The organism is Roseobacter weihaiensis, from assembly GCF_020622345.1.
Taxonomy (GTDB): domain Bacteria; phylum Pseudomonadota; class Alphaproteobacteria; order Rhodobacterales; family Rhodobacteraceae; genus Roseobacter; species Roseobacter weihaiensis.
In genome coordinates this window covers 30,709-43,817 of sequence record NZ_JACNMO010000002.1, presented here as the reverse complement: position 1 = coordinate 43,817, position 13,109 = coordinate 30,709, and the positions used below count along the sequence as shown (strand labels likewise).

12 protein-coding genes are annotated in these 13,109 nt (G+C 59.7%); 9 read left to right on the top strand and 3 right to left on the bottom strand.

Going from position 1 to position 13,109, the window contains the following annotated elements:
• The first annotated feature begins 425 nt into the window (after positions 1–425).
• Together H7847_RS02495 and H7847_RS02490 are read left to right on the top strand one after the other, a co-directional pair.
• On the top strand, positions 426–1,124 hold the full coding sequence (locus H7847_RS02495; protein ID WP_227267811.1) for a VPLPA-CTERM sorting domain-containing protein: 699 nt from the start codon (positions 426–428) through the stop codon (positions 1,122–1,124).
• A gap of 388 nt (positions 1,125–1,512) precedes the next feature.
• Entirely contained in the window at positions 1,513–2,730 is a 1,218-nt protein-coding gene (locus H7847_RS02490) for a bifunctional alpha/beta hydrolase/OsmC family protein (RefSeq protein WP_227267810.1), read from the top strand.
• A 75-nt stretch (positions 2,731–2,805) separates the two neighbouring features.
• Here the strand turns inward: H7847_RS02490 and H7847_RS02485 are convergent, their stop codons facing one another.
• Positions 2,806–3,411: a biotin transporter BioY gene (locus H7847_RS02485; protein ID WP_227267809.1), complete on the bottom strand. Its 606-nt coding sequence runs from the start codon at positions 3,409–3,411 to the stop codon at positions 2,806–2,808.
• Between the two features lie 75 nt (positions 3,412–3,486).
• Complete coding sequence (locus tag H7847_RS02480) at positions 3,487–3,897, bottom strand: DUF6314 family protein (RefSeq protein ID WP_227267808.1); 411 nt, start codon at positions 3,895–3,897, stop codon at positions 3,487–3,489.
• A gap of 191 nt (positions 3,898–4,088) precedes the next feature.
• On the opposite strand from H7847_RS02480, the gene purB reads away from it, so the two are divergent.
• From purB to H7847_RS02455, 5 genes are all read left to right on the top strand, one after another.
• Complete coding sequence (purB, locus tag H7847_RS02475; RefSeq protein WP_227267807.1) at positions 4,089–5,393, top strand: adenylosuccinate lyase; 1,305 nt, start codon at positions 4,089–4,091, stop codon at positions 5,391–5,393.
• Between the two features lie 98 nt (positions 5,394–5,491).
• Entirely contained in the window at positions 5,492–5,656 is a 165-nt protein-coding gene (locus tag H7847_RS02470; RefSeq protein ID WP_227267806.1) for an adenylosuccinate lyase, read from the top strand.
• A gap of 102 nt (positions 5,657–5,758) precedes the next feature.
• On the top strand, positions 5,759–6,283 hold the full coding sequence (locus H7847_RS02465) for a tetratricopeptide repeat protein (protein ID WP_227267805.1): 525 nt from the start codon (positions 5,759–5,761) through the stop codon (positions 6,281–6,283).
• Positions 6,284–6,345: 62 nt separating this feature from the next.
• A complete protein-coding gene (locus H7847_RS02460) occupies positions 6,346–7,410 on the top strand; it encodes a flagellar motor switch protein FliG (protein ID WP_406675957.1) in 1,065 nt (354 codons plus the stop codon).
• 219 nt (positions 7,411–7,629) lie between these two features.
• Positions 7,630–8,526: a lysophospholipid acyltransferase family protein gene (locus H7847_RS02455; RefSeq protein WP_227267804.1), complete on the top strand. Its 897-nt coding sequence runs from the start codon at positions 7,630–7,632 to the stop codon at positions 8,524–8,526.
• Here H7847_RS02455 and H7847_RS02450 read toward each other — a convergent pair.
• Positions 8,523–9,218 (bottom strand): DUF1223 domain-containing protein, encoded by a 696-nt coding sequence (locus tag H7847_RS02450; protein WP_227267803.1) that lies wholly within the window; start codon positions 9,216–9,218, stop codon positions 8,523–8,525. The two genes, H7847_RS02455 and H7847_RS02450, sit on opposite strands and share 4 nt — an antisense overlap.
• Positions 9,219–9,447: 229 nt before the next feature.
• Here H7847_RS02450 and acnA point away from each other — a divergent pair, with 229 nt between their 5' ends.
• On the top strand, positions 9,448–12,135 hold the full coding sequence (gene acnA / locus H7847_RS02445; RefSeq protein ID WP_227267802.1) for an aconitate hydratase AcnA: 2,688 nt from the start codon (positions 9,448–9,450) through the stop codon (positions 12,133–12,135).
• Positions 12,136–12,336: 201 nt separating this feature from the next.
• Positions 12,337–13,041: a VPLPA-CTERM sorting domain-containing protein gene (locus H7847_RS02440; protein WP_227267801.1), complete on the top strand. Its 705-nt coding sequence runs from the start codon at positions 12,337–12,339 to the stop codon at positions 13,039–13,041.
• Positions 13,042–13,109 lie beyond the last annotated feature (68 nt).

The following is a 13,109-nucleotide window of genomic DNA, read 5'->3' as shown; positions in this document are numbered from 1 at the left end:
CGGTCCGACAAAAACGACGTCCAAAGGTGTCGGTATCGAACAATCAACCCCGTGCGATTGCTGGAACTCTCAGGGCAGTCGACCTGCGAGACCCAACGCCATGTCCACACATGTCAGCACGACACACAAGATCGACCCCTCCAGGGGGAACACGCTGGGTGAGACGTGATATTTCCCACCGCGAATCGCGCGGGTCCTGCCCCAGATGGCGGGTTTGTCCCCGCAACTTTTACGCCCTTGGGCGAAACGATCGCCCAGTCCTGGTTGAAACTGTTCACGCCACGCTGGTAAAAAAGCGTTATTGCGTAAGATTTTCTTTAACTCGCCCGCTATATGTGGAAGGAAAAAGTATATTACGGGAAATTTTCGCCTTGGCGCTTTGTCCTTAACAATCAAAAGATTTGGTAATCGGTAAGGAAGACGACATGAAATTGACAAACACTTCCATTGTATCTGCATTTGCTGTCGTGACGACAACTGCCGGCGTTTATGCCGCCACTCTTTCGGGCACATTTGATGTTCGGGTGGTCAACTACTCTTTCGGCTCAAATCAGAGCAGCTCGGTGGCGGTTGCCACGAAGGACAACTTCGAAACGCGCTTTGATGCCGCAACCGACGGCGTGGACCGCGACACGTTCCGCTATGTGGGCGCGCTCGATTTCTTCATCGACAACGACCCCCGCGATGTTGACGCGGAATCCATCTCGGACTTCTTTGCCAGCAACACATTGGGGTCGGTCTTTGGGCTGGACAGCGTTGTGGGTGGGCTGACGCTCAGCAAACCGACGTTCAAGACGACAACGCTGTTTGAATTCACGGAAGTCTACAGCAATGCGTTTGATACCCGCGTAACCCACGACGATGGCTTTTCGATCTACGGTGATGGTGTGGAATTGGTCTCCTTTGCCAACCCGACTGGCATTCGGACCACGCCGAGAACCGGCAAAATCAACTTCAGCGACCGCGAGTTCAAGCTGGTCTACGCTGCGGCAAACGGCAACCCATCGCGGCTGCTGGTTGAAGGGGACGGTGTTTCCGTCGTCCCACTGCCAGCCTCGGCCTTCCTGTTGCTCGGTGGCTTGGGGGCCTTCGGCCTGATGCGCCGCAAAAAAGCGCGCAGCTAAACGCTAAAACCAGTCACACAGAAAACGCGGTCTTTGGGCCGCTTTCTTTAGGATTGCAGGGGTAAAGAACACCCCGACAGCGGTCAGCAGCAAGACGCCACCGCGCCCGGTGCCAAATACTTGCCTGCTGCGGGTTGAGGGGAAACCCTGCCCCATTTGAGACCAAACACGCTCATCCATCATTCAAGCTGAATGCCTTGACACCCCCGCGAACTCCTTTGACCTTTGCGTCTTGACCGCCGCGCCGATCAGACCCCCTGCACCACCGCTGCCTAACCAGACACCAGCCTGCCATCCGATTTGCGCACGACCCCGTGATTGAACTGACACAAGTCTTGTTTCACATGGGAATGCGCCCCACTCTGGGCATTGGAAAAGGAGTGCTCTGATGTCCACAAGACGAATTCAATTCCCCGGGCATGATGGCTCAAAGCTCTCTGCACGACTGGATTTACCGCAAGGCGCGCATGTTGCGACGGCGCTTTTTGCGCATTGCTTTACCTGCGGCAAGGATATCCCGGCAGCCCGGCGGATTTCAGCGCGGCTTTCCGCGTTGGGGATCGCGGTTTTGCGGTTCGATTTTACCGGTCTCGGCCATTCGGAAGGCGAGTTTGCCAACACCTCTTTTTCGTCGAATGTAAGCGACCTGATCGCGGCGAATGACTATATGGCGGGCGAGAACATGACGCCCAGCCTTATCATCGGGCATTCTCTGGGCGGGGCGGCTGTGTTGAAAGCGGCCGCGGACCTCAAGTCAATCAAGGCGGTTGTGACCATCGGTGCGCCCTTCGATCCGGGCCATGTCACGCATAACTTTGCCGCCGCCGTGCCGGAGATCGAGGCGGCGGGTGTCGCTGAGGTGACCCTGGGCGGGCGGCCTTTCCGGATCGGCAGAGAATTTCTGAAGGACGTGGCAGCGGCAGAGCTTGCCCCCTCTGTTGCCAATCTGAATGCGGCATTGCTGGTGCTGCATGCGCCGCGTGACGAGATCGTGGGGATCGACAATGCCGGCCACATCTTCGCAGCCGCCAAGCACCCCAAGAGCTTTATCACCCTGGATGGTGCCGATCATCTGATCACCCGTGCGGAGGATGCGGAATATGTCGCCGGCCTGATTGCCACCTGGTCCGAGCGGTACCTTGGCATCTCTCGCCCCGCCCCGCCCCCGGGAGCGCCCGAAGGCGTGCTGCGTATCAGCGAGGCGGATCCCAAGGGGTTTCTCACCGACATCACCTCGGGCGACGGCCATCATCTGGTGGCTGACGAGCCTCTCGCCTATGGCGGCACAAACAAGGGGTTATCACCCTATGGCTTTCTGTCCGCCGGGCTTGGCGCCTGCACCTCGATGACGATCCGGATGTATGCACGGCGCAAGGGCTGGCCCCTCGCCCATGTCTCTGTCGATGTGACACATGACAAGGTACATGCGCAGGACGCCGAAACGGGTGTCGGGGACAAGATCGACACTTGGCGGCGACGCATTACGCTCACCGGACCGCTTGATGACACGCAGCGTGCGCGGTTGCTGGAGATCGCAGACAAATGCCCCGTGCACCGCACGTTGGAGTGCAATTCCACCGTGATTACGGAACTGGTTCAAGGCTGACGGCGAACGCACTGCCGTGCCATGAAAAAAGGCCGGTCAACCCGACCGGCCTTCAGGATTTCGTCGGCGTCGAGATCAGCGGCGGGCGTCGCCCACCAGCTTCCACACCAGTGGCAGCAGCACGGCAGCCAGCAGCAGCTTGAGCGCATCGCCGATCAGGAAGGGTGTCAGGCCCCAGGCAAGGATGGGTTGATCCCAACCGTAGAGTTGCCCCAGCCACAACAGGCCCGGCACATAAAGCAGGATGTTCCCGATCAGCATTGCCAGCGCCATCCAGAGCACAGACCGGTCCCAGCCGCGGGCCGCCAGCGCGCCGAGTACCACCGTGGCCATCACATAACCCACCAGGTAGCCGCCGGTGCTGCCCATCATGTATTCGATCCCGTTCAGCTCTGCCGTGGAGCTTTGAAAAATATCAAACCCAAGCGCGCCGATGATCATATAGCCCAGAATGGTCGTCAGGCCGAGCCGCGCGCCATAAGCCGCCCCGATCGTCAGCACCGCAAAGGTGCCCATGTTCATCAGGACGGGCGAGCCCGGGACCGGCACCTTGATGTTGGCGGCCGCGGCCAGAACGGCAATGCCCAGCACCACCAGAACGGCCTGTTTAATCCGCCGGGCGGTGCCTGCCGTGGGGCCGAAATGCTCTGCCAATACAGAATGAGAAGCGGACAATTGCATCGGTTTGGGTCTCCTGTTGAGAATATCTTGCCCCCTGAATGCCGCAGCAATCCCGCCTGTGCAAGACCCCTTGCGCTAACAGCGCGTGTAAAGCGTGTCGGACACATAGTCTTTGCGCGGGCCGGACACCTGCCATGTGGCCCGAAACTGCGGCCAGCCGGAAAAGTCGTAAACCACCGTGTAGCTGTCGGGATCGCACCAGTGCTGCGCCTGCCCCCCTGCCCCCGGCACCTGATGAAAAAACCGGCCATCCTGGAAATAGACGGACAGATCCTCCGCCCAGAAATACCGCCGCTCGGCCTGCATGGGCGGCTTGCCCGCCAATCGCATCACGCCGGTTTCGGCATAGGCCATCCCGCCGCCTTCCGGGGTCCAGAGGGCGGTGCCTTCAAAGGTGGCCTCCGGCGCGGCCTTGGCGGTGATCTTGCGCACCACCTGCCATTGGCCCGCGAAATCCGACAACACGCGGGGCTCAGGCACGGGCATCCTCAACCTTGACCAAACCGTCCAGAATGGTGCTGCGCTGCTTGACCACGGAGTGCCTCACCTTGGCGCTTTCCCGAAACCGGCGCAAAGCGTTGGCATTTTCATTTCTTCCGCTCCTGCCTTGTGATGGGGGTGGCATCAGTTTAAGAGCCAGCCATGCCGACAAACAACACCAAAAGAGGACCCATCTCATGATCCCCCGCTATTCCCGCCCCGAGATGGTTGCCATCTGGTCCCCGGCCACGAAGTTCCGCATTTGGTACGAGATCGAGGCCCATGCCTGCGATGCGATGGCAGATCTGGGCGTGATCCCGCGCGAGAATGCCGAGGCCGTCTGGAAAGCCAAGGACGTTGAATTCGACGTGGCCCGCATCGACGAGATCGAGGCCGTGACCAAGCACGACGTGATCGCCTTTCTCACCCATCTGGCTGAACATGTGGGCAGCGACGAGGCGCGTTTCGTGCATCAGGGCATGACCTCCTCGGACGTGCTCGACACCTGTTTCAACGTCCAGTTGGTGCGGGCCTCGGATATTCTGATTGCAGATGTGAAAGCCCTGCTCGCCGCCCTGAAACGCCGCGCGTTGGAGCATAAGGACACGGTCCGCATCGGGCGCAGCCACGGCATTCACGCCGAACCCACCACCATGGGGCTGACCTTTGCGCGCTTCTACTCAGAGATGGACCGCAACCTCAACCGGCTTGAAAAGGCGCGCTACGAGATTGCGACGGGGGCGATTTCCGGGGCGGTAGGGACCTTTGCCAACATCGATCCGGCGGTTGAAGAACACGTCTGCACCAAACTGGGGCTGGAGCCCGAACCGATCTCCACGCAGGTGATCCCGCGCGACCGCCACGCGGCTTTTTTTGCAGCCCTCGGCGTGGTGGCCTCCTCCATCGAAAACATCGCGACCGAAATCCGCCATATGCAGCGCACCGAGGTGCTGGAGGCGGAGGAGTTCTTCTCCAAGGGGCAAAAGGGGTCTTCCGCCATGCCGCACAAACGCAACCCGGTTTTGACCGAAAACCTGACCGGTCTGGCGCGTCTGGTGCGCATGGCCGTGGTGCCCGCGATGGAAAACGTGGCGCTCTGGCACGAACGCGACATCTCCCATTCCTCTGTGGAACGCAACATCGGGCCCGATACGACCATCACGCTGGATTTCGCCCTGGCGCGGCTGACCATGGTGATCGACAAGCTGGTGATCTATCCTGACAACATGCTGGCAAACATGAATAAATTCCGCGGGCTGGTAATGAGCCAACGGGTCCTGCTGGCCCTCACCCAGGCCGGGGTCAGCCGGGAAGACAGCTACAAGCTGGTGCAACGCAACGCGATGAAAGTCTGGGAAGAAGGCAAGGACTTCAAAACCGAGCTTTTGGCCGACACGGATGTGCTGGCCGCCCTGAGTGCCGAGGAAATCGAGGAAAAGTTCGATCTGGGCTATCACACCAAACATGTCGATACGATCTTTGCCCGCGTGTTCAAGGATTGAGCATTGCCGCCGGGACAGGAACCTGAGGCATCATTTTAGTTGACCCATGGCCCTTCACTGCTACCCTTTGGTGTATAAAAACTCAAAGGAGAACCGCAATGACGATCAAGACCTTGGCCGCCGCGGTGGCCCTGACCCTTCTGCCGGCCGTCGCTTTTGCCGCCGGGTGCAACTACGGCAAGCAGCAGGAAGCCTCCATGTCCTGTGCCGAAGGCAGCGTTTATGATGCGCAGTCCGGCATCTGTGTGGCGACCACAGGCTGATCCAGGCCCACAGCAATCTTTGAAGGGCGCCCCGACGAACGGGCGCCTTTTTCATGACCAGATACTCCCCTCTTCAACTTGTTGAACCACAGGTCTTTTCCAATGCGTATTCTCCTGTCCGTTGCCCTGACCCTGCCGACCCTGGCCTGGGCCGTCGGCGGCGATTGGGAAGACACACCGCCCCCCAAACCTGCGGTGACCTGTCCCGGGTCGCAGGTCTATGATGAACAAACAAACAAATGTGTTGATCCAGAACAGAGCGGGCTGGACCGCGACACACTCTATCGCACAGTACGCCAACTGGCCTATGCCGGGCGCTACCGTGACGCACAGCGCGTGATGGCAGCCCTGCCCGCGCAGGATCAGGGGCGGTTGACCTACATGGGCTTTACGCACCGCAAGCTGGGCAACGTGGCGCAGGCCGCATCCTACTACCAACAAGCCATTGCGCAGGATCCGGCCAATATTCTCGCCCGCTCCTACATGGGTCAGGGTTTTGTCGCCGAAGGTCGTCTCGACGAAGCGCTTGACCAGCTCTTGGAAATCCGCAGCCATGGCGGCACCGGGACATGGGCGGAAACATCGCTCCGCCGGGCCATCGCAACCGGAACCACTTACGACGACTGATTTCAGGCAAAATTTACCTTTCCGTGCGAGAACACAGCAAGAACACTTGCAGGTGGGTATTTATGACTGAGATGCTACCAATGGACTCCTTTCCAGCGCTCCCCGGTGCCGGCACCACCCCCGCCCCGCTCAGCCGAAAGGCCAAGGCGGCCATTGTCGTCAGATTGCTGATAAATGAGGGCGCGGACATCCCGCTCGAAGATTTGCCAGAGGAGCTACAGGCGCGGCTGACCCAGCAGATGGGATCGATGCGGACCGTCGACCGGGCGACACTGGCCAGTGTTGTCGATGAATTTGCCCAGGAGCTGGAAAGCATCGGGTTGTCCTTTCGCGGCGGGATCGCCGGAGCGTTGGACGCGCTGGAAGGCAAGATCTCAAAACAGACTGCGGACCGTCTGCGCAAGGAAGCAGGCGTGCGGCAATACGGCGACCCCTGGGCGCGGCTGCGCGATCTGGGGCCAGACAAGCTCCTGCCAGTTCTGCAGAACGAAAGCACCGAAGTGGCGGCCGTGCTGCTGTCCAAACTCGATGTGAAACGCGCCGCAGAACTGCTGGGCAAGCTGCCCGGACCGGAAGCGCGGCGCATTACCTATGCTGTTTCTCTGACCAGCAGGGTCACGCCGGATGCGGTGGACCGGATTGGTTTGTCGCTGGCGGCACAACTTGACGCCGAGCCGATCAGCGCATTTGACAACGGTCCCGTTGAACGGGTGGGGGCGATCCTGAATTCCACCACGGCCACGACCCGCGACGATGTGCTGGAAGGTCTGGATGAAACGGATGCCGGCTTTGCCGAAATGGTGCGGCGGGCAATCTTTACGTTTGGCAATATCCCGCAACGTATTGCGGCCCGCGATATCCCGAAGGTGGCGCGTGCGCTGGATCAGGAAATGCTGGTCACGGCGCTGGCCGGAGCAGAGGCCGCAGGTCTTCAGGCCTCCGCCGACTTCATTCTGGAGAACATGTCCGGGCGGATGGCAGATCAGCTGCGCGAAGAAGTGCAGGACCGGGAGGCGGTCAAAGCCGCCGATATGGAAGCGGCGGCCGCTCAGATTGTCCAGACCATCAGAGATCTCGAAGCGTCGGGAGATTTGCTGCTGATCGTCGAAGAGAGTGCCCCGGAATAAGCTCATAGGCGAAAAGGCCGATGATCTTGCGGGGCTGCGTTTCAACCCCGAGCGGGATTAGGCGCCCTGCAATCCCAATGATCGCCGTAGGCATCAGCGCTCAAAGCTCTGTCGCCAAGACTTGTGGTCCCGCGCGGCCAAGGGTATCTCTGGCGCGTGCAACTGGCGCGACCACATGCCAGACGAGACCAACACGACACAAAGGGGGGCACGACGACCATGGCCAAAACCCCGCCTACTTTCACCAAACGCGCCACGCAGTACATCACCAATATCGGCATCGTCGGGATCATCCGGCTCGCCCTGGCCCTGCCCTATGCCCTGCGTGTCAGGCTGGTCGGACGGATTATGCAGCATTTCGTTGGCCCGCTGGCAGGCTACAGGAAACGGGCGCTCACAAATCTGGCCTTCGTCTGGCCGGACATGCCTCTGGCAGACCGCAAAAGGATTGCTGCGATATGCCTCAACAACGTGGGGCGCACCTTCATCGAAAACTACTCAAACCGCGATTTTCCAGCGCGTATGGCGCAAAACCCGCTCACCGGTCCGGGTTTTGAAGCGCTTGAACAGGCCGCTGCCCGAAAACAACCGGTTATTCTGGTGACAGGCCACTATGGTAATTATGAAGCCGTGCGCGCAGCCCTCGCCGGGCGCGGCTATGCGGTGGGCGGCCTCTACCGCAACATGAAAAACCCATATTTCAATGCGCATTACGTGCGGACCATGAAGGCCTTTGGCGGTCCCGTCTTTCCGCAGGGGCGCAAGGGCACAACCGGTTTTGTCAAACATCTCAAACGCGGCGGTCAATTGGTTTTACTGTTCGACCAGCATGTCTGGCGGCAGCCGGTCATGACATTTCTGGGACAGCCCGCCCATACGGCCGTCTCCGCCGCTGAACTGAGCCTGCGATATGATGCACTGCTGATCCCGTTCTACGGGATCCGCAAAGCCGACGGGCTTTCATTTGAAACGGTGCTCGAAGGACCGATCGCCCCCACAACCCCGGAAGACATGACGCAGAAGGTTACCGACAGCCTGACCCGTCGCGTTGAAGCGGACCCGACACAGTGGTTCTGGGTTCATCGCAGATGGCGGGTCGGAGAACGCAAATCCTAGCGCAGCTGTGCCGCCGCCAGGATAGGCCCGTGGTTTTCGGCCTGCACGATCACCACGATCGGATGCGTCCCGGGGGCCGACGCTTTGATCTCCAGCGGGCCTTCGCCATCCCAGGATTGCAGCACCTGCCAGTCTTGCGCCACGTTGAAGTAATGCATGGTCCTGCCCGCGTTTTCGCCCCGGGTGATCTTTGAGACCCGCTTTGGCTGGTAGCGCAGCATCTGCACCACCATCGGCCCCATATCGGATGACAGGGCCTGCGCCTTGATGCGCACCTGCTCGTTTTCACGCGATACGACAATGGCAACCATCCGAGGCGCTGCTTTGTGGTCTTCAATCGCGGTTGCGACGGCCATCGGCTTGGCGCCCACGATATCGCTCACCCCGTTGACGATCATCTCTGGGGTGTAAACGGTCCGCCGACCGGAGACCGCCGCATAGGCCCGCTGGCGCTTTGCATGGCCGGGGTCGGCAAATTCGTCTTTCCAGCCGATATAGTCCCAGTAATCGACATGCAATGACAGGGCGATAACATCTTCCCGCTCTGCCAGCACACCCATCATTTCATCCGCCGGCGGGCAGGCAGAACAGCCCTGAGAGGTAAAGAGTTCGACCACGACCGGCACGTTCTCCGCGTAGACCGGTGTCGCCAGCGCCCAGCTTGCCACAAGCGCTTGCAATATTCGTTTCATCTGATTCCCCGCATGACCGTCTTTGGATGCCTTGCCGAGGTTAGAGACTAAGCGTTGAAATAACCAATCAAGGTTTCTTGAAAGATCGGAAAAGTTTTTGCAATAATCTTGGTACACAATGGTATACAAATTGCCGCAGACATCCTAAATAGAGTTGAATCTGCGAGGCCAATACGGCATTCAGCAGCTAAGCCACTCAGGACCGCATTTTACCCGAAGGGAGCCACTCATGCCCATTACCGTTGGTCACGACACCTCAAAGACCCGCAAAACTCTGACAGTTGGCGCACAAAGCGTTGACTACTACTCGATCCCCGCGGCCAGCGCGGCGGGTCTTGGCGATTTTTCCAAGCTGCCCGCCGCTCTGAAGGTCGTGCTGGAGAACATGTTGCGCTTTGAGGATGGCAGGACCGTCACCGTCGACGACATCAAGGCGTTTGCGGAATGGGGGGCCAAAGGCGGCAAGAACCCGCGCGAGATTGCCTACCGCCCGGCCCGCGTCCTGCTGCAGGATTTCACCGGCGTCCCCGCAGTGGTCGATCTGGCGGCGATGCGCGATGCGATCATCAGCCTTGGCGGCGACGCGGAAAAGATCAACCCGTTGAACCCGGTGGATCTGGTCATCGACCACTCGGTCATGATTGATGAATTCGGCAACCCGCGTGCCTTCCAGATGAACGTGGACCGCGAATATGAACGCAACATGGAGCGGTATACCTTCCTGAAATGGGGGCAGAAGGCCTTCAACAACTTCCGCGTGGTCCCCCCCGGCACCGGCATCTGCCATCAGGTCAATCTGGAGTATCTCGCGCAGACCGTCTGGACCGATACCGATCAGACCGGCGCTGAGGTTGCCTACCCGGACACGCTTGTGGGCACCGACAGCCATACGACCATGGTCAACGGGGCGGCCGTTCTGGGCTGGGGCGTCGGCGGGATCGAGGCCGAAGCCGCGATGCTGGGTCAGCCGATTTCGATGCTGATCCCCGAAGTTGTCGGCTTTGAGCTGACGGGAACTATGATGGAGGGCACCACAGGCACCGACCTGGTGCTGAAAGTGGTGGAAATGCTGCGCGCCAAAGGCGTGGTCAGCAAATTCGTGGAATTCTATGGTGAAGGCCTGGACCGCCTGCCGCTGGCAGACCGCGCGACCATCGCCAATATGGCACCGGAATACGGCGCCACCTGCGGCTTCTTTCCCATCGACAATGAAACGCTCCGCTACCTGCGCAACACCGGGCGGGACGAAGACCGCGTCGCCCTTGTCGAGGCCTATGCCAAGGAAAACGGCTTCTGGCGCGATGCGGATTATGCCCCCATCTATACAGACACGCTGCATCTGGACATGGGCACCATCGTACCCGCCATCTCGGGCCCGAAACGCCCGCAGGATTACGTCGCCCTCGACAACGCGAAAGCCGCGTTCAACAAGGAGATGGCAGAGACCTTCAAACGCCCCTTGGGTAAGGAAGTGGCCGTCGCGGGCGAGGACTACACGATGGAAAGCGGCAAGGTCGTGATCGCCTCGATCACCTCCTGCACCAATACGTCGAACCCCTATGTGATGATCGGCGCGGGCCTCGTGGCGCGCAAGGCCGCGGCCCTTGGCCTCGACCGCAAACCCTGGGTCAAGACGTCGCTCGCCCCCGGCAGCCAGGTCGTCAGCGCCTACCTGGAAGCCGCCGGCCTGCAGGAAGACCTCGATAAGATTGGCTTTAACCTCGTGGGTTATGGTTGCACCACCTGCATCGGCAACTCCGGTCCGCTGCAAAAGGAAATCTCCGAAGCGATTGCCGAAGGAGATCTGGTGGCCACCTCTGTGCTGTCGGGCAACCGCAATTTCGAAGGGCGGATCAGCCCGGATGTGCGCGCCAACTACCTCGCCTCGCCGCCGCTGGTGGTGGCCTATGCGCTTGCCGGCACGCTGGACATTGACCTGACCACCGAGCCACTGGGGCAGGACCAGAACGGCAATGACGTCTTCCTCAAGGACATCTGGCCCTCCAGCCAGGAGGTGGCCGAACTGGTCGAGCAAACCGTCACGCGCGAGGCTTTCCTGACCAAATACGCGGATGTGTTCAAGGGGGACGATAAATGGCAGGGCGTTGAGACCACCGACAGCAAAGTCTACGACTGGCCGACAGCCTCGACCTATGTGCAGAACCCGCCCTATTTCCAGGGCATGGGGCAGGAGCCGGGCACCATCAGCAACATCCATAATGCCTCGGTGCTGGCCATTCTGGGCGATATGATCACCACGGATCACATCAGCCCCGCCGGGTCCTTCAAGGAAACCACACCCGCCGGCCAGTATCTGACCGAGCGTCAGGTCTCCCCGCGGGAGTTCAACTCCTACGGCTCGCGTCGCGGCAATCACGAAGTCATGATGCGCGGCACCTTCGCCAATATTCGCATCAAGAACGAGATGCTGGATGGGGTCGAAGGCGGCTATACCAAGGGCCCTGACGGGGAAACCACCTCGATCTATGATGCGGCCATGGCGCATCAGGAGGCAGGCACGCCACTGGTCATTTTCGGGGGTGAGCAATATGGTGCCGGATCGTCCCGTGACTGGGCTGCCAAGGGCACGGCCCTGCTCGGTGTCAAAGCTGTCATCGCCGAAAGTTTTGAGCGTATTCACCGCTCCAACCTGGTGGGCATGGGGGTCATCCCCTTTGAGTTCACAGGCGGTGACACCCGCAAGAGCCTCGGTCTGACGGGTGACGAGACCGTCTCCATCACGGGCCTGGATACAATTCAGCCGCTGCAAGAGGTCCCCTGCACCATCACAATGGCAGATGGGTCCGTGAAAGAGATCATGCTGAAATGCCGGATCGATACGGCAATCGAAATCGAATACATCGAACATGGCGGCGTGCTGCATTACGTGCTGCGCAACCTGGCGAAAGCCGCATAGCCACGGTGATTCGCGCCACAGATGGCCACCGTGCGCCCGCGCGGTGGCCATGTTCTTTAGGGCAGACCGAACCACTGGTTGAAGTTCCGAGGAAAATGTCTTCAAAAACTTATAATATGCCGTGGCACGTCTAAATTCTATTTTTTCCCAGCGCGGGACACGGTAAGCGTTAATGAGAGTTTAAGGGTTAGGAGAAAAATTTTGAAAACTGTATTTTTGACTGCAGCGTTTGTTGCAATGATTGGCTCCGGTGCTTCTGCATCGACATACATTCTGGACTTTGACGGCAATGATCCATCTCTGGACTCCTCTGCCAGTCAGATTTTCAGCGATCCGCGCATCTTTACAGATGACGGCATCTCCTGGAGCATTTCCACGGGCGGCGGTCTTGGCGCGGCCCTGTTCGATTCCACCTGCGCAAGCTACGGTGCAGGGTGCAACGGCGATGCCGATCTCAGCCCGGCCGTACAGGACACGGATGTGGTTGCAGGCAACGTCCTGATCCAACAGCGCCCCAGCACTGCGATAACACCGAATGATGACGCGCAGACCGACGAGATCAGACTGACGCTGCTGTCCGACGTCAAGCTGCGCTGGACAGGTGTATCGGCAATTGACGATGGCCTCTACATCTTTGGCACCAGCGTTGATGCAGGCCCTCTCGGGTCGATCTCGCTGGCGAACAACAGCCAGACCGGAACCGCGACATTCCTGTCCGGTATTCTGGGCATGGGGGATACGATCATCATCGACTTTGCAAGCGCCACAAATTCCAACGACAGCACAGATTCCGGTGCGATCGACCGGCTGACATTTGCGGTCGTGCCAGTGCCGGCGTCTTTCCCGCTGTTGCTTGCAGGCTTTGGGGTCTTTGCCGCGATGCGCGCGCGGAAAAAACGCAGCTGAGCTGAATACCACGGAACGCAAAAAGCCCGGCAGCCATATCGCTGCCGGGCTTTTTCTTTGTGCGTCGC

Excerpts from the sequence above, each read along its gene's own strand:
- H7847_RS02455 (WP_227267804.1), top strand. The coding sequence starts at position 7,630 with ATGGCCAAAACCCCGCCTACTTTCACCAAACGCGCCACGCAGTACATC.
- H7847_RS02490 (WP_227267810.1), top strand. The coding sequence starts at position 1,513 with ATGTCCACAAGACGAATTCAATTCCCCGGGCATGATGGCTCAAAGCTC.
- H7847_RS02465 (WP_227267805.1), top strand. The coding sequence starts at position 5,759 with ATGCGTATTCTCCTGTCCGTTGCCCTGACCCTGCCGACCCTGGCCTGG.
- H7847_RS02470 (WP_227267806.1), top strand. The coding sequence starts at position 5,492 with ATGACGATCAAGACCTTGGCCGCCGCGGTGGCCCTGACCCTTCTGCCG.
- H7847_RS02495 (WP_227267811.1), top strand. The coding sequence starts at position 426 with ATGAAATTGACAAACACTTCCATTGTATCTGCATTTGCTGTCGTGACG.
- purB (WP_227267807.1), top strand. The coding sequence starts at position 4,089 with ATGATCCCCCGCTATTCCCGCCCCGAGATGGTTGCCATCTGGTCCCCG.
- H7847_RS02480 (WP_227267808.1), bottom strand. The coding sequence starts at position 3,897 with ATGCCCGTGCCTGAGCCCCGCGTGTTGTCGGATTTCGCGGGCCAATGG.
- H7847_RS02450 (WP_227267803.1), bottom strand. The coding sequence starts at position 9,218 with ATGAAACGAATATTGCAAGCGCTTGTGGCAAGCTGGGCGCTGGCGACA.
- H7847_RS02460 (WP_406675957.1), top strand. The coding sequence starts at position 6,346 with ATGACTGAGATGCTACCAATGGACTCCTTTCCAGCGCTCCCCGGTGCC.
- H7847_RS02485 (WP_227267809.1), bottom strand. The coding sequence starts at position 3,411 with ATGCAATTGTCCGCTTCTCATTCTGTATTGGCAGAGCATTTCGGCCCC.
- acnA (WP_227267802.1), top strand. The coding sequence starts at position 9,448 with ATGCCCATTACCGTTGGTCACGACACCTCAAAGACCCGCAAAACTCTG.